At 73.1% G+C, this 17,722-nt stretch carries 1 protein-coding gene; it reads right to left on the bottom strand.

The annotated features are described in order from the left end of the window. Positions 1-27 precede the first annotated feature (27 nt). Positions 28-17,706: a non-ribosomal peptide synthase/polyketide synthase gene (locus OHT21_RS30495; protein WP_328774279.1), complete on the bottom strand. Its 17,679-nt coding sequence runs from the start codon at positions 17,704-17,706 to the stop codon at positions 28-30. Positions 17,707-17,722: the final 16 nt, after the last annotated feature.

The raw sequence follows: 17,722 nt of genomic DNA, 5'->3' as shown, positions 1-17,722 counted from the left end.
GGGTTTTCTCAACGGACACGCGACGGCTCACAACTGCCTCAGCCGTTCGCGCAGTGCTCGGGCGACGGCCTGGACGGCCTCGCCCGACATCAGGGATGCGTGGCCGGCGGCCACGTTCTCCTCCTCGGTCTCCCCCGTCAGCACGGGAGCCCAGGCGGCCTTGGTGGCCGTGGACTCCGGCCGCGGGCTGCCGTCGTCCTCCAGGCCCGCGACGAACAGCAGCACGCGTCCGTCGAACGGGGCGGGCTGGTAGGAGTGGTAGGCGTCGAGCTGGCGGCGGGCCAGTACGCGGATCGGCTCGGGGACCTCGGGGTCGTCGAGCAGGGCCCGGTCCTCGGGGGTCAGCTCGGATGCGGCCGAGGAGGTCAGGGCGGGTGGCAGCGAGCTGTCGAGCAGGGCCACCAACGGCGGTTCGTGCCCGGCGGCCCGCAGCCTGCGGGCCATCTCCAGCGCCAGCACACCGCCCAGCGACCAGCCGGCCAGCACGGTCGGCGGCACGGCTCCCGGCTCCTCCCCCGGCAGGTCCAGGAGCAGGTCGGCGTACGCGGCCGCCATCTCCTCGATGGTCCGCCCTTCGGTCCGGCCGCCGTCCAGTTCGGGGGCCTGGATGCCGAGGACCGTCCGGTCGTCGCCGAGCTCCCGGGCCAGTTCCAGGTACGGGTAGGCACTGGCACCGGCCGGGTGGACGAACACCACCCGGGGCAGCCGGGAGCCGGCGCTGAACGTCACGATCCGGTCCGCGGGCCCGGGTTCACCGCTGCCGGTGCCCCGGCGGTCGATCTCGGCCGCGAGCTCGGCGACGGTCGGCCGGGCGAACACCTCCCGTACCGGGAGCCGGACTCCGGTGACCGCTTCGATCCGGGTCAGCAGCCGGATCGCGGCCAGCGAGTGGCCGCCCACCGCGAAGAAGTCGTCCGCGGCGCCGACGCGGTCCAGGCCCAGTTGTTCGCCCCACAGCGCGGCCACGAGCTCCTCGGTGGCGGTGCCCGGCGCCACGTACTCCGCCTGCAGCGGTCCCTGGACGCCGAGCGCGGCCAGTTTCTGCCGATCGACCTTGCCGCTGGGCGTCAGCGGCAGGGCGGGCAGGGCATGGAACGCCGCCGGGATCATGTGCTCCGGCAGCACTTCCGCGAGGTGGGCACGGAGTTCGGGAACACCCGGGGCACGCTCGTCGAGCACGAGGTGCGCGGCGAGGTGCCGGGCACCGCCATGGCCGTGCGCGAGGACGGCGGCGTCCCGCACCCCGGGGTGGGTCTTGAGGACCGTCTCGATCTCGGTGGGCTCGACCCGGAAGCCTCGCACCTTGATCTGCTCGTCGGCCCTGCCGATGAACTCCAGCGTGCCGTCGGGGCGGTGGCGCACCAGGTCGCCGGTGCGGTAGAGCCGCTCGCCGGGTCCGGCCGCGAACGGGTGGGGCACGAAGCTCCGCGCCGTCAGGCCGGGCCTGCCCAGGTACCCGCGGGCCAGTCCCGCCCCGCCCAGGTACAGCTCCCCGGTGGTGCCCCGGGGCACGGAGTTCATCGCGGCGTCGAGGACCCACGCCTCGGTGCCCGCGATCGGCCGTCCGATCGGGATCGGTCCGGCCAGTGGGTCCAGATCGCGGGAGATCGGGTGGCAGCAGGCGAAGGTGGTGCTCTCCGTCGGCCCGTAGCCGTTGACGATGCGGATCGCGGGCAGCGCGTCGAGGGCGGCCCGGACGTGGTGGGCCGACAGTGCCTCACCCCCGATGAGCAGTTCCCGCACGCCCGACAGCACCTGGGGGTCCTCGTCGACGACGACGTTGAACAGCGAGGAGGTCAGCCAGAGCACGCTCACCTCGCGTCCGGCCAGCAGCTCGCGCAAGCCGTCGACGCCCGTCGCGCCGGGAGGGGCGACCAGCAGCCGGGCGCCGTGCGCGAGCGCGCCCCACAGCTCGAGGGTCGAGGCGTCGAAGGCGACGGGTGCGAGCTGCACCAGGGTCTCGTCCGGACCGAGCCGAGCGAACTCCTGACCGGTGATCAGGCGGATCACCGCCCGGTGGTCGACCAGCACGCCCTTGGGGCGGCCCGTCGATCCGGAGGTGAACATCGCGTAGACCGCCGAGTCGGGACTCGCGCCGGTGGCGGGCGCGTCGTCGCGGACGTCACCCTCCCCCTCCGCCGGGTCCTCCAGGACGACGACCGTCGCGTCCGTGCCCGGGAGCCGGTCGCGCAGCCGGCGCTGGGTGACGATCACCGACGCCCCGGCGTCCTCCGTCATCAGCGCCAGCCGTGCGCCCGGGTACTGCGGGTCGAGCGGAACATAGGCGGCGCCCGCCGTGAGCACGGCGAGCAGGACGACGGGAAGGTCGAGCGACCGCTCGACGCAGACCCCGACGAGGTCGCCGTCGCGCACCCCGGCGGCACGCAGCCGCCAGGCCAGCCGGTTGGCGTCCGCGACGAGCCCGGCGTAGGTCAGCTCCCGGCCGTCGAACTCGACGGCCACCGCGTCCGGACGCTGCCGCGCCTGCGCCGCGACCAGCTCGTGCAGCGCCTCGGGAGGCAGCGGCACGACGGGCCCGCGTGCGCCGCGTTCCGCCTCCGCCCGCTCCTCGGCCGACAGCAGGGGCAGGTCGGACAGGGCGGTCCCGGGGCGGTCCGCGACGGCCTCCAGCAGCCGCACGAAGCGTTGCGACAGCAGCTCGACGGTCTCCTCGTCGAACAGCTCGGTGGCGTACTCGAAGACCCCGGCGAAGCCCTCGTCGGAGGTCACCATGTGCAGGCTGAGGTCGAAGTTGGTGGTGGTGACGGGCAGTTCGAACGGCTCCAGCTCCAGACCGGGCGGACGGATGTGGCCGCCGGGCACGTTCTGCAGCGAGAACACCGTCTGGAACAGCGGGTGGCGGTCCAGGCTCCGGGTCGGGGCCAGCTCCTCCACCAGCAGCTCGAAGGGCATGTCCTGGTGGTCGTAGGCCCGCAGCGCGGTCGCGCGCACCCGGTCCAGCAGCGCGTCGAAACCGGGGTCGCCGCCCAGGTCGCCGCGCATGACGAGGGTGTTGACGAAGAAGCCCACCAGGTCCTGGGTCTCGGGACGGTCGCGACCGGCGATCGGCACCCCGACGGCGAAGTCCTCCTGACCGCTCCAGCGTCCCAGCAGCGCCGTGTACGCGGCGAGCAGCACCATGAACGGCGTCGCGTCGTGGTGCCGTCCGAGGGCGGTGAGCCGCCGGGACAGCTCCTCCGGAACGGTGAAGGTGTGCGTGGCACCCCCCATTCCGGCCACCGCGGGCCGGGGCCGGTCGACGGGCAGCTCCAGCACCGGGGGCATGCCGGACAGCTCGGCCAGCCAGGCGTCGCGCTGCGCGGCGAGCTCGTCGCCGGACAGCCACTGCCGCTGCCAGGCCGCGTAGTCGGCGTACTGCACCGGCAGCGGCGGCAGTGCCGCGGGCTCGCCCGCCGTGAGGGCGGCGTACACGGTGGTCAGCTCGGATATGAGGACGCCCAGCGACCAGCCGTCGCACACGCTGTGGTGCAGGCCGAGCGTCAGGATGTGGTCGTCGTCGCCGAGGCGCACCAGGGAGCACCGCAGCAGCGGGCCCGCGGCCAGGTCGTAGGGGCGGTCGAGTTGCTCGGTCACGATGCTCCGCGCCTGCTCGTCCGCGTCCGGGCCCGTCACCTCGTACTCGCTGAGAACGGCCGGCGAGGGCCGCTCTATCACCTGGACGGGTTCGTCGCCGACCGTCGCGTAGCGGGTGCGCAGCACCTCGTGACGGTCGATCAGCGTGTCGAGCGCGCCGCGCAGGGCCTCCCGGTCGAGCCGCCCGCGCAGCCGCAGGGTCGTGCCGGTGTTGTACCCGGCGGTGCCGGGGTGGAGCTGCTCCACGAACCACAGCCGCCGCTGGTTGTACGACAGCGCGAGGTCCGCGTCGCGGTCGACGGGGACGAGCGGCGGCAGCCGCCTGCCCTTCCTGCCGCGTACCAGGGCGGCCTGCTCCGCGACGGTCGGCGCGGCGAAGACGTCCCGGAGTGCGATCTCGGCACCGAGCGCGGCCGACAGCCGGGCGGCCAGCTGGATGGAGACGATGGAGTCACCGCCCAGGTCGAAGAAGGACTCCTCGACCCCGACGTACGGCAGTTCCAGGACGTCGGCCCACACCGCCGCGACGATCTCCTCGGTCGGGTTGCGCGGCAGGGTGGCGGCCCGGCCGGTCCGCAGCTCCTTGGGGTCCGGCAGCGCCCGGCGGTCGATCTTGCCGGAGGTGGTGAGCGGCAGGGTCTCCAGGGGCACGATCACGGAGGGCACCATGTGGTCGGGCAGGACGTCGCGCAGCCCGTCCCTGAGCCGGGCGGTGTCCAGGGGCGCCATCTCCGGTACGACGTAGGCGACGAGCCTGCGCTCGCGGGCGACCACGATCGCGTTGCGCACCTCGGGCCGCCGCAGGAGTGCGGCCTCGACCTCGCCGAGCTCGACCCGGAAGCCGCGCACCTTCACCTGGTGGTCGGCGCGGCCGAGGAACTCCAGGACGCCGTCGGCACGCCACCTGCCGAGGTCACCGGTGCGGTACAGCCGGGCGCCCGGGACATCGCCGAACGGGTCGGCCGTGAACTTCGCGGCCGTCAGTCCCGGCTGCCCCAGGTAGCCGCGGGCCACCCCGACCCCGCCCAGGCAGATCTCTCCGACGGTGCCGGGCGGCACCAGCTCCGCGCGGTCGTCGAGCAGGTAGACGCGGGTCCCCGCGATCGGCCGGCCGACGGGCGGTGTGTCGCCGTCCTCCGGGTCGCACAGATGGACGGTGCTGTCGGCGGTGGCCTCGGTGGACCCGTACACGTTGAGCACCTGCTTGCCCGCCCATGCCGCCGTGAGCTCGGCGGGCACCCGGTCGGAACCGGTCAGCACGGTCCGCAGGTCGGGCACGGTGTGCGGGTCCAGGCCCGCCCAGGCCTGCGGCGGCATCTGCAGATGGGTGACCCGGTGTTCGCGGAGGATCCCGGCGAGCCCTTGGTCGGGCAGCAGCTGGTCCTGCGGGGCCAGGATCAGCCGCCCGCCCGCGCAGAGGGTCATCAGCAGCTCCTGGACCGACAGGTCGAAGCCGAGCGGCGCGAAGCTGAGCACCCTGCTGTTCTCGTCCAGGCCGAACTCGTCGATGTCGGCGGAGATGAGGTTGGCCAGGCCGCCGTGCTCGACGAGCACGCCCTTGGGACGCCCGGTCGAGCCCGACGTATACATGACGTACGCCAGCCGGTCCGGTGTGATGTCGAGCGGACCGTCGCCGGGTACCGCGGGACAGTCACCGATCGCGAGGGCCACCGCCGGGCCGGTCACGCGGGGCGCCAGCTCAGTCGAGGTCAGGACGGTACGGGCCCCGGTGTCCTGGAGATACAGGGCGAGCCGGTCGTCCGGGTACCGCGGATCCAGCGGCACGTACATGGCCCCGGCCCGCAGGACCCCGAGCACGGCGACCGCCCAGTCCACCGAGCGCTCCAGCAGGACCGCGACGGGTTCCTCGGCACCGACGCCGCGGGCGCGCAGGGCCGCGGCCACCCCGCGCACCCGGGCGTCCAGCTCGCGGTGGCTGATCATGGTGCCGTCCGTGGTCTCCAGGGCCACGGCGTCCGGCTGGGCGCGTGAGATCTCGGCCAGCCGGGCCGGCACGAGCGTCGGCCGGGTCGCGGCGTCGGGTCCGCGTCCGCGGGCCAGCAGCGTCCGGACGTCCTGGGGGGACAGCGGGGACAGCTCAGCGACCTGCGCGTCCGGCCGCCGCGCGATCTCCAGCAGCAGGGCCAGGAAGTCGTCGGTCAGTTTCCGGACGGCCTCGGCGGTGAAGCGCCGCTGGTCGTAGTAGAGGTGGCAGGTGAACCGCTCCCCGCCCACGAGCGCGATCGACAGCGGGTAGTTGATGTGTTCCCGCATGTCGATCGAGGTCAGACGGAGGTCGAGTTCGGACGCTTCCTCGGGCAGCGCGCCGAACGGGACGTTCTCGAAGACCAGGAGGGATTCGAAGAGCGGCTCGTTCGGCGGGACGTCGCTCCACCGCTGCACCGACACCAGCGGGCTGTGGCCGTACTCCCGGGCCTGCGCCTGGTCCCGCTGCAGCCGGTCCAGGCAGTCCGCCACCCGCTCGGCGTCGTCCAGCCGGACCCGGACCGGGAGGGTGTTCATGAACAGGCCGACCATGTCCTCGACCCCGGTCAGCGAGGCCGGGCGTCCGGCGTCGACGGTGCCGAACACCACGTCGCGCTCGCCTCCGTACCGGCCGAGCAGCACCGCCCACGCCGCCTGGGCCAGCGTGTTCAGCGTCCACCGGCCCGAGCGGGCGGCGTCGGTGACGGACACGGTGTCGGCCTCCGACAGCGACACCTCCCACTCGCCCGGCGGTGTCTGCGGCAGGCCGGGCCGGGCCGGACGGTCGACGCCGAGGGGGGTGGCGGTGTCGAAGCCGGCCAGCGCCCGCTGCCAGTAGGTCTGCGCGGCGTCGGGGTCCTGCCGGTCGAGCCAGGCGATGTAGTCGCGGAACGGGCGCACCGGAGGGAGCACGTCGCCCGCCGCCCCCTCCGGAGCGGCGTAGACGCCGAACACCTCCGCCAGCACGGTGTTGACGCTCCACCCGTCCAGCAGCATGTGGTGGAAGCTCCACAGCAGGTGGTGGGTGTCGTCCGCGGTCCGGACGAGATGGATGCGCAGCAGCGGCGCCGCCGAGAAGTCGAATCCGCGGCGCCGGTCCTCGTCGAGCAGTTCCCGGATCAGCCGCTGCTGCTCCTGCTCCGCGGCACCGGTCAGGTCGTGCTCGTGGAACGGGACCGCGACCCGGCCGTGGACCAGCTGAAGGGCCTGGCCCGAGGCGGGGTTCCAGATCGCCGTGCGCAGCACCGGGTGCCGGTCCAGCATCCGCTGCCAGGCGTCGCGCATCCGGTCCGCGTCGAGCGAACCATCCAGGCGCCAGTGGATCTGCTCGACGTACATGCCCGCCTCCGGCGCCGCCAGGGCGTGGAAGAGCATGCCGTGCTGGAGCGGCGAGAGCGGATAGGCGTCCGTCACTTCGGGGTGGGGACCGGCCTGCCGCTCCCACTCGGTCCGGTAGTGATCCAGCGCATCGGCGGGGCCTGCCCCGGCCTCGGCGGAGGCCGTGGCGCCGGCCGCCGCCTCGGCGAGCAGGGCGACGGTCGGATACTCGAAGACGAGCTTGGGGGTCAGCACGACACCCTGACCGCCGGCGCGGGTCACCACCTGCAGGGACAGGATGGAGTCCCCGCCGAGTTCGAAGAAGTTGTCGTGGACGCCGACACGTTCGACGCCGAGGACATCCGCCCAGATGCCGGCCAGGGTCCGCTCGGTGGGCGTGCGCGGGGCGACATGGACGGCGCCCGTGCCCAGCCTCGCCTCGCCGGACGGGACGAGCGCGGAACGGTCGAGCTTGCCGTTCGGTGTCCGGGGCAGCTCCTCCAGTGCCACGAAGGCGGCCGGCAGCATGAAGTCCGGCAGGCTCTGCCGCAGGTGGGCGCGCAGCTCGCCGACCGCGGGCGCCTCGGTCTGCGCCGCCGTCGTCAGGTAGGCCGTCAGACGGTCGTCGTCGGCCATCACCACGGCCTCCCGCACGGCGGGATGGGTGAGCAGCGCCGCCTCGATCTCGGCCGGCTCGATCCGGAAGCCCCGGACCTTCACCTGCTGGTCGGCCCGGCCGATGTACTCGAGGGTCCCGTCGGTCCGCCAGCGGCCCAGGTCCCCCGTGCGGTACAGCCGGGCGCCCCGTCCGCCGTACGGGTCCGCGACGAAGCGCTCGGCCGTCGCCCCGGGACGGTGCAGATAGCCGCGGCTCACACCGGTCCCGCCGATGCAGATCTCACCGACCACGCCGACGGGCACCGGTTCCAGCCGTCCGTCGAGCACGTAGACGCGGGTACCGGGCATCGGGCGCCCGATCGACGGTGTGCGACTCCCGTCCACCGGGGCCAGGGTGCTGTCCACGGTGCATTCGGTGAGGCCGTACATGTTCACCGCCGACAGCCCGGGGGCGTCGGCGAGCCTGCGCCACAGCCCCTCGCCGACGCGCTCGCCGCCCACCCAGATCCGGAGCGGACCCGCGAGCCCGGCCTCCAGCAGCGCCTCGAGCTGTGTGGGGGTGCAGTCGATCAGGTCGAGACCCGCCGTCCGGATGTGGGCGACGCAGGCCGCCGCGTCCCGCCGGAGCTCGTCGGGGACGATGTGCAACGCCGCACCGTGCAGCAACAGAAGCAGCTGCTGGACGGAGGCGTCGAAGGAGAGCGACGCCATGAGGCTCACCCGCGGGCCGTCCAGGCCGGCGAGCTGCTCCCCGAGCGTCCGGGCGAGCTCGACCGCGCCCGCGTGCTCCACCATGACGCCCTTGGGACGTCCGGTGGAACCGGAGGTGTAGATGACGTAGGCGACGTCCTCGGGCGTCGCCGGCAGGGGCGGATCACCGCCGTCGTCGGGCCCGTCCGGTTCGCCGGTTTCCAGGTCCCGGTCCAGGTCCAGTGTCGTCCCGGCGAACTCGGGGAGACCGCCGGCCTCGGTGATCGAGGCCGTGGTCACGAGGAGGACCGCCTCGGCCTCCGCCAGCATGGCGGACAGCCTGGCCCGCGGGTGGGCCGGGTCGAGCGGCAGATAGGCGCCGCCTGCCTTCAGCACACCGAGCACTGCGGCCACGGCGTCGATCCCCCGGTCCAGGCACAGGCCGACGATCGAGCCGGGGGCGACGCCCTCCGCCCGCAGCCCGCGGGCGATCCGGTCGGCCCGCGCGTCGAGCTCGCGGTACGTCAGCGTCCGGTCGCCCGCGACGACCGCGGGAGCGTACGGGGTGCGGGCCACCTGACGCCGGAACAGCTCCGGCAGGGTGGACGGGGCCGCCTCCCGTGCCGTCGCGTTCCAGCCGGTGACCAGCCGCTCCCGTTCCTCGGGGTCCACCAGGGACAGCTCTCCGAGCGCGGCCCCCGGGTTCCCGGTGATCAGGTCCAGCGCCCGCAGATAGTGGCGGCCCAGCCGCTCCACCGCCGCGGCCGCGTAACGGTCCCGGTCGTAGGTGAGGTTCACCGAGAGTTCCGCGCCGGGGACGACGACCGCGGTCAGCGGGTAGTTCGTCCGTTCCCTCGTGCTCACCGGCAGGATCGCCAGCTCCCGGCTGTCGTCCTGCTCGGGCGCGGCCCCCGCCGGGAAGTTCTCGAAGATCAGCAGGGAGTCGAACATCTGCTCGCCCGGCGGGATCTCGCTCCAGCGCTGCACGTCGACCAGCGAGCTGTAGCTGTACTGCCGCTGTTCGGACTGCTGCCGCTGGAGTTCGCGCAGCCAGTCGACGACCGGCGTCGAGGCATCGAGGCCCACCCGCACCGGCAGCGTGTTGATGAACAGCCCGACCATGTCCTCGACTCCGGGCAGCTGCGCCGGCCGTCCGGAGACCGTGGTCCCGAACAGCACGTCGTCGCGCCCGCTGTAGCGGGCCAGGACGAGGGCCCAGGCGCCCTGTACGAGGGTGTTCAGGGTCAGCCCCTGCGACTTGGCGAAGTCGCTGATCCGCTGGGTGGCCTCGTCGCCGAGCCGGGTCTCCCATTCGGAGGCGTGATCCGGGTCGTCGGCGTCGTGGTCGGCCGGCCGGCCGGGCTCGGACAGCGGGTCCGCAAGGCCCGGCGACGTACGCTCGGTGAACCCTGCCAGGGCGCGTCGCCAGTAGTCCTCGGGTGCCTTCTGCTCGGCCAGCCATGCGACGAAGTCGCGGTACGGGCGAGTGGCCGGAGTCGGCCGGAGGTCCCGGTCGCCGTACCGTGCGAAGACCTGCGACAGGACCGCGCTGGTGCTCCATCCGTCCAGCAGAATGTGGTGGAACGTCCAGACGAGGTGATGGGTCTTCGCGGACGTGCGCAGCAGGCACAGCCTCAGCAGGGGCGCGGCCGCGAGATCGAATCCGCGTTCGCGGTCCTCCCGCAGCACCTCCTGGATCCGCTCTGCCTGGGCGGCGTCGTCCAGGCCTCGAAGGTCGTGCCGGGCCAACGGCACGCGCACGTCCGAACGGACGATCTGCAGCGCCCTGCCGTCCCCGTCGAGCCGGAACGCGGTCCGCAGGATGGCGTGGTCCTCCACGGTGGCCTGCCAGGCGGCCAGCAGCCGTTCGACGTCCAGGTCGCCTTCGAGCCGCCAGTGGATCTGCTCGACGTAGAGGCCGGAGTCGGGTTCTGCCAGCGCATGGAACAGCATGCCCTGCTGCAGCGGGGCCAGCGGATAGATGTCCTCGACCGAGCGGTCGGCGAGCGCGTCCAGGGTGTGCTGGTCGAGGCCGGCCAGCGGCACGTCGGACGGCGTCAGTCCGCCGACGTCCGGGGTCAGGCAGTGCTCGACCAGCGCCCGGAGCCGGGAGACGAACTCCTCGGCCAGTGCGGTGACGGTCGCGCGGTCGTGCAGGTTCGCGGAGTAGGTCCAGTCGATGGTCAGCCGGCCGTCGTCGACCGCACCGCTGACATCGATGAGGTGCGCGCGACGCCCCGTCCCGGCGGCCACGGCCCCGGCGGGCTCGGCGACCGCGCCGAACGGGCCGCTGGAGGAGAGCGAGTCCAGTTGTCCGAGGTAGTTGAAGGACACTCCGGCGGGCAGGGCGGTCAGGTCGTGGGTCAGGCCGTAGCCGACACCGCGGCGCGGGACTGCGCGCAGCTGTTCCTTGACCGCCTTCAGCGCCGAACCCGGAGCTTCGCCACCCGGGGTGAGGGCGACGGGGAACAGGGAGGTGAACCAGCCGACCGTGCGGGAGACGTCGACGTCGTCGAACAACTCCTCACGGCCGTGGCCCTCCAGGGCGACGGTCACGGTGTCCTGCCCGGTCCAGCCGGTCAGGGTCTGGGAGAGCGCGGTCAGCAGAGCGTCGTTGATCTGCGTCCGGTACGCCGCCGGCACCTCGGTCAGCAGTGCTCGGGTCTCGGCCTCGTCCAGCCCGACGGCCACCGACTCGGCAGAGGCGACGGTGTTCTCGCCGCCGGGATGGTCAACGGGCAGGGCAGTGGCGGGGACGGTGTCCCAGTAGGCGTCCTCGGCCGGGTCGGCCGCCTGTCGGAGGCGCTCGGCCCACTCCTTGAAGGAGGTGGTCTTGGGGGCCAGGGGGGCGCCCTCGTAGGCGGCGGCAAGGTCCTCCAGGAGGATCCGCCACGACACTCCGTCCACGGCCATGTGGTGAATGGCGATCAGCAGCCGGTCCTCGGACAGACGCACGAACCGTGCCACCGGGCCGTTCACCAGATCAAGGCTCGCCTGGACATCGTCGGCCGTGCGGCCGTCCGCGTCCTCCAGCCCCTGGCCGTCGGGCTCGGCGAACCACTGGCGCGAGCCGTCCGAGTGCAGGCGCAACGCGTCGTGGTGGGTGATCAGCGTCCGGACGGCCGCGTCGAGGGCGGCACGCTCCACGCCGGTCACATCGAGCAGCACCGACTGGTTGAAGTGGTTCCGCTCCGGCAGGTCCAGCCCGTAGAACCACGACTGGATGGGCGTGAGGGGTGCCTCGCCGGTGATGACGCCCTGTTCGGCCCGGACGGACTCCACCCCCGCAACCGACGCCAGGTCCGCGACCGTGGGGTGGTCGAACACCAGCTTCGGCGTGATCCCCACACCCCTGGCTCGGGCACGCGCGACCACCTGGATGGACAGGATGGAGTCGCCGCCCAGCTCGAAGAAGTTGTCGTGGATGCCGACCCGTTCGACGCCCAGCGCCTCGGCCCACACCTCGGCGAGGATCGCCTCGGTGTCGGTCCGCGCCGCCGCATACTCGGCCTGTACGGCTTCGGGGGCAGGAAGCGCACGGCGGTCGAGCTTTCCACTCGGGGTCAGCGGCAGGTGCTCCAGCACCACGAACACCGCCGGAACCATGTACTCCGGCAGCGACCGCATCAGGGCCGCCCGCAGTTCGGCGTGCTCCGGCGACTCGCCCCCGGCGAAGGTGACATAGGCCGCCAGACGGCGCTCACGCCCCTCACCGGTCACGACCACGACCGCGTCACGCACCGCGGAGTGCGCCCTCAACGCGGCCTCGATCTCACCCAGCTCGATCCGGAAGCCGCGCAGCTTCACCTGGTGGTCGCTGCGGCCCACGAACTGGATCGCCCCGTCCGGCAACTGGCGCACCAGATCACCGGTCCGGTAGAGACGAGCCCCCGGTTCGGTCGCGTACGGATGCGCCACGAACCGCTCGGCGGTCAGACCGGCACGTCCCAGATAGCCCCGCGCGAGACCGGGCCCGCCCACGTACAACTCACCGGTCACACCCACCGGGACCAGCCGCTGCCGGGCGTCGAGGACCAGCAACTCCGTATGGACGATCGGGCGGCCGATCGGCACCGTCCGGCCTTCCACGTCCGTCACCTCGTGCCACGACGCGAACGTCGTCGCCTCCGTCGGGCCGTAGACATGAACCAGCCGCGCAGGGGACTCGGCCGCCAGCACCTCGGCCACCCGGCCGGCGTCCACCGCCTCACCGCCGAACAGAAGACTGTCCAGGGATCCGAACGCCGACGGATCGACGGCCACGACCTGGTTGAACAGGGCCGTCGTCACGAACAGGGTCGTCACACCCCGGGCACGCAGCTCCGCCACCAGGTCCCCGGGGGACAGCAGAACCTCACGGGACAGGCCCACCACCCGGCCACCGGTGGCCAGCGGACCCCACAGCTCGAACGTCAGCGCGTCGAACGACGTGTCCGCGGCCTGGGCGACCACCGCGTCCGGGCCGAGCTGCACATAGTCGGCGTCCCACACCAGTCGGACGATCGACGCGTGTTCGACTCCCACGCCCTTGGGCCGGCCCGTGGAGCCCGACGTGTACACCACATACGCCAAGTCGCCGGGCCCCGCGCCGGACTCGGGGTCCGTCACCGGACGGGCCTCGACGGACGCGCGGTCCGCCTCGTCGTCCAGCACCACCACGGCCACCTCGGCGGCCACAGCGGGCAGTCGCTCCAGGCACGACCGCTCCGTCACCACCGCCGTCGCACCCGAGTCGTCGAGCATGAACGCCAGCCGGTCGGCCGGGTAGTCCGGGTCCAGCGGCACGTACGCCGCACCGGCCTTCCACACGGCCAGCAACGCCACCGGCAGCTCCACCGACCGCCGCAGGCAGACCACGACGGGGGAGCCCACGTCCACACCGCGCGCCCGCAGTTCACCCGCCAGCCGGTTGGCGCGCACGTCCAGCTCGCCGTAGGTGAGCGCGACGCCGTCGTACTCCACCGCCACCGCGTCCGGCCGCAGCCGCGCCTGCTCGGCGACCAGAGCATGCACCGGCACATCCGGCAGCTCGGGAGTCGCCCCGCCGCGCCCGGCAAGCAGCGCACGGTGCTCGGCGTCGTCCAGCGGGGAGAGATCGGCCACCAGCGTCGACTCGTCGGAACGAGCGATGCCGTCCAGCAGGCGCAGGTATGCCTCGGCGAGCCGCTGGACCGTCGCGGTGTCGATCCGCCCGACGTCGTGGAAGGCGTGCAGTCCGATGCCGTCGCCGGGGACCACGACCATCGACAGCGGGTAGTTGGTGTGCTCCGCGGTCTTCATGGAGGTGACGGCGAGCTCCTGGGTCCGGTCGGACTCCGGCGCCGCTCCGAGGGGGAAGTTCTCATACACGAAGAGCGTCTCGAAGAGGGGTTCTCCGGCGGGGGCGTCGCTCCACCGCTGCAGGTCGGCCAGCGCGCTGTACTCGTACTGCCGCAGTTCGGCCTGTTCCCCCTGGAGCCGCCGGAGCCAGGACCGGACCGGCTCGGAGTCGTCGATGCGGACCCGGACCGGCAGGGTGTTGATGAACATGCCGACCATGTCCTCGACGCCGGCGAGGTCCGCGGGGCGGCCCGAGACCGTGGTGCCGAAGGCCACGTCGTCCTTGCCGCTGAACCGCGCCAGGAGCAGGGCCCAGGCGCCTTGGAGCACGGTGCTCGGCGTGAGGCGCTGTGCCCGTGCCAGGCGGGACAGCGCGGCCGTCAGCTCGGAGGGGAGGGCGGTCTGCCAGTGGCCGGGCTGTGCGGCGGGTGTTTCCTCGTCCGGGTCCTCGTCGGCCTGGGCGATGCCGAACCAGGTGGCGGGGTCGTCCCCTTGGAGCTTGGCGCGCCAGAACGACTCCGCCGCGGCGTGGTCCTGTTCGCCCTGCCATGCGATGTAGTCGCGGTAGGGGCGCACCGGACGTTCCGGGAACGGGCCGGGCGCGTAGTAGCGGCCGAACACCTCGCCGAGCACCGCGTTGACGCTCCAGCCGTCCAGGTGGACGTGGTGGAAGGTCCACAGCAGGTGGTGGGTCGTCTCGCCCGTCCGCAGCAACCGGATCCGCATCAGCGGCGGGGCGGCGAGGTTCCCTCCCTGGACGCGGTCGTCCTCCCTGACGGCCTGGACGCGGGCGTCCTGCTCGATCGCGGTGGCTTCCCGCAGGTCCTCCTCGAAGAACGGAACCGGCACTCCCCTGCGCACGAGCTGAAGGGGGCGGTCCACTCCCTCCCAGAGGATCGAGGTGCGCAGCGCCGGATGGCGGTCCAGGGTGGCCTGCCACGCGGCGCGCAGGCGGCCGGGGTCCAGGAGCCCGTCCAGCTTCCAGTGGGTCTGCTCGACGTAGACGCCCGAAGTGGGGTCGGCCAGGCTGTGGAAGAGCATGCCCTGCTGGAGCGGGGACAGCGGGTAGATGTCCTCGATCGAGCGGTCGCCGAGGACGAGCCGGTCGAGCGCCTCCTGGCCGAGGCCCGCCAGTGGAACGTCGGCCGGGGTCAGTCCGCCCGATCCGGGCTCGGTGCAGTGCCGGATCAGAGCCCGCAGCCGGGTGAGGAACTCGTCGGCGACGGCGGCGATCGTCTCGGGGCGGTGCAGGTTCCGCGAGTACGTCCACAGCAGGCTCAGCCGGTCCTCGCTGACGACCGCGTCGATCTCGACGGCGCAGGCGCGGCGGCCGGAGGCGGCCGTGTTGGATCCGGCCGGCTCCGGCAGAGGGGCGAAGGCGGTGCCCCGCGCGCCGGCGGCCTCGCCCGTCCCCGAGGTGTCGATACGCCCGAGGTAGTTGAAATTGACGGCGCTGGGCACCCCGCCGGGCGCGTGCTTCAGCCCGTGGCCGATGCCGCGCCGCGGCACCGCGCGCAGCTGCTCCTTGACGGCCTTCAGGGCGGCTCCCGGCTCGTCCCCGCCCGGGGTGAGCGCGACCGGGAACAGCGAGGTGAACCAGCCCACCGTGCGCGAGAGGTCCACGTCGTCGAAGAGGTCCTCGCGGCCGTGGCCCTCCAGCGCGACGGAGAGCGACTCCTGGCCCGTCCACCTCGACAGCGTCTGCGCCAGCGCGGTGAGCAGCACGTCGTTGATCTGCGTCCGGTAGGCCGCCGGGACCTCGGTCAGCAGGGCCCGGGTCTCCTCGGCGTCCAGCTGGACCGTCTGCTGGCCGCCGGAGTCGATCGTGTTCTCCCCGTCCAGGAAGTCCAGTGGTACGTCGGTGACGGGCACGCTCTCCCAGTACGCGCCCTCGTCGTCCAGCTCGCCGCTTCCGGCCAGCTCCGCCAGCCGGTGCGCCCACTGCCTGAACGAGGTGGTCTTCGCGCCGAGGTGGACGTCGCGCCCGGCCAGGGCCTGGTCGTAGCCGGTGCCGAGGTCCTCGAGGAGGATGCGCCAGGAGACCGCGTCGACGGCCATGTGGTGGACCGCGATCAGCAGCCGGCCGGGCGACAGCAGGACGAACCGGGCGACCGGGCCGTTCACCAGGTCCAGGCTCGCCTGGACGTCGTCGGCGTCGCGGCCCTCGGCGTCCTCCAGTCCCTGCGTGTCCGGCTCGGCGAACCACTGCCGGTTCCCGTCGGAGCGCAGGCGCAGCGCGTCGTGGTGGGCAAACAAGGCCCCGACCGCTGCGGCGAGGGCACCCCTGTCCAGGCCTTCGACGTCCAGCAGCGCCGACTGGTTGTAGTGGTTCCGGTCCGGCAGTTCCTGCGCGTGGAACCAGCGCTGGATCGGGGTGAGCGGCGCCTCGCCGGTCACGGTGCCCTGCTCGGCGTGAACGGTCCCGAGGCCGGTGGCATCGGTGGCCTCGGCCAGTTCGGCGATCGTCGGGTGGTCGAACAGCTGCTTGGGAGACAGCCCCAGGCCCCGCCGCCGCAGCCGGGCGACGACCTGGATGGACAGGATGGAGTCCCCGCCCAGCTCGAAGAAGTTGTCGTGCGCGCCGACCCGGTCCAGGCCCAGCACCTCGGCCCACACCTCGGCGACGGCGGTCTCGACGGGGCCGCGCGGGGCGACGAACGCGGTGGCCAGGGCGGGCCGTGCGCCCTCGGGCGCGGGCAGCGCGCGCCTGTCGACCTTGCCGCTCGGCGTGAGCGGCAGGACGTCCAGGACCACGAACGCCGAGGGCACCATGAAGTCGGGGAGCGAGCGCTGGAGGAACGCCCTCAGCTCGCTCGGGCCGGGCGGTGTCCCGCGCGGTACGACATAGCCCACGAGCCGCTTGTCCGTGCCGCTTCCGATCACGTCGACGACCGCGTCGCGCACCTCGGGGTGGGCCGCCAGGGCCGCCTCGGTCTCGCCGGGCTCGACGCGGAAGCCGCGGAGCTTGACCTGCTTGTCGACGCGGCCGATCACCTCGAGGGTGCCGTCCGGCAGATACCGTCCCAGGTCTCCGGTCCGGTAAAGGCGGGCGCCGGGCTCCTCGGCGAACGGGTCGGCCACGAAGCGGCTCGCCGTCTGTCCGGCCTGCCGCAGATAGCCGCGGGCCAGGGAGGGGCCCGTCACGCAGATCTCTCCGGGTGCGCCGGTCGGCACCGGCTGCAGCCGGTCGTCCAGGACGTGGACACGGCTGTTGGGCAGCGCGCGGCCGACCGGGACGCGGTGCGGCGACAGCGCGGTCCCGGCGGCGGTCAGCTCGGCGAGCGTGCAGCCGACCGTGACCTCCGTCGGGCCGTACGCATTGAGCAGCCGGCAGCCGGAGCCTTCGGTCAGCTCGAACCAGCGCCGGACCGCGCCCGGTTGTGCCTGCTCGCCGCCGATGACCATCAGGCGGAGCGCGTCCGGAACGGTCTCGACCGTGGCGACCAGCTCATGCCAGTAGGCCGTGGGGAGCATCAGGACGTTCGCGGAAAGGTTCTCGCAGGCCTTCAGCAGGTCGGGCGGGGTGGGCGTCGCGGCACCCGCGAACACCAGGGTGGCGCCTCCGGTCAGACAGGGCATGAGCTCGTCAATGCTCGCGTCGAACGCGGGCGAGGAGAACTGCACGACCCGGTCGCCCGCGCCGATGGAGTACAGCCGCTGTGCGGCGGCGACGTAGGCCGCGAGGGCGCCGTGCTCGATCAGGGTGCCCTTGGGCCGCCCGGTCGATCCGGACGTGTAGATCACATAGGCGAGGTCGTCGGCCGAGAGGTCCGACGGGTCTGGTGCGTGCTCGTCGTGGCTCCAGGTGTCCGGTGCGTCGAGCAGGACGACGCGCGCGTCCCCCGCGGGCAGGCCGCCGGACGTGTCGCGCCGGGCCAGGACGATCTGCGCGCCCGTCTCGGCGAGGATCAGCTCGGTGCGTTCGGCGGGATACGCCAGATCCAGCGGGACGTACGCGGCGCCGGCCGCCAGCGTCCCCAGGAGGCCGACGACCATCTCGAGGGAGCGCTCGGCACCGACCGCGACGAGCGTTCCCGGCCCGGCGCCGAGAGCGCGCAGGTGACGCGCCAGACGCTCGGTGGTGGCATGCAGTTCGCCGTAGGAGATCTCGCGGGCGCCGTCGACGACCGCCACCGCGTCGGGCGTCCGCCGGGCCGTGCGGGCGAACTGCTCCGGCACCATCTGCTCGGGGACGGTC

This window comes from Streptomyces sp. NBC_00286 (assembly GCF_036173125.1).
Taxonomy (GTDB): Bacteria; Actinomycetota; Actinomycetes; order Streptomycetales; family Streptomycetaceae; genus Streptomyces.
Note: the sequence above shows the minus strand (reverse complement) of the source record. Positions and strands in the feature narration are given on the sequence as shown.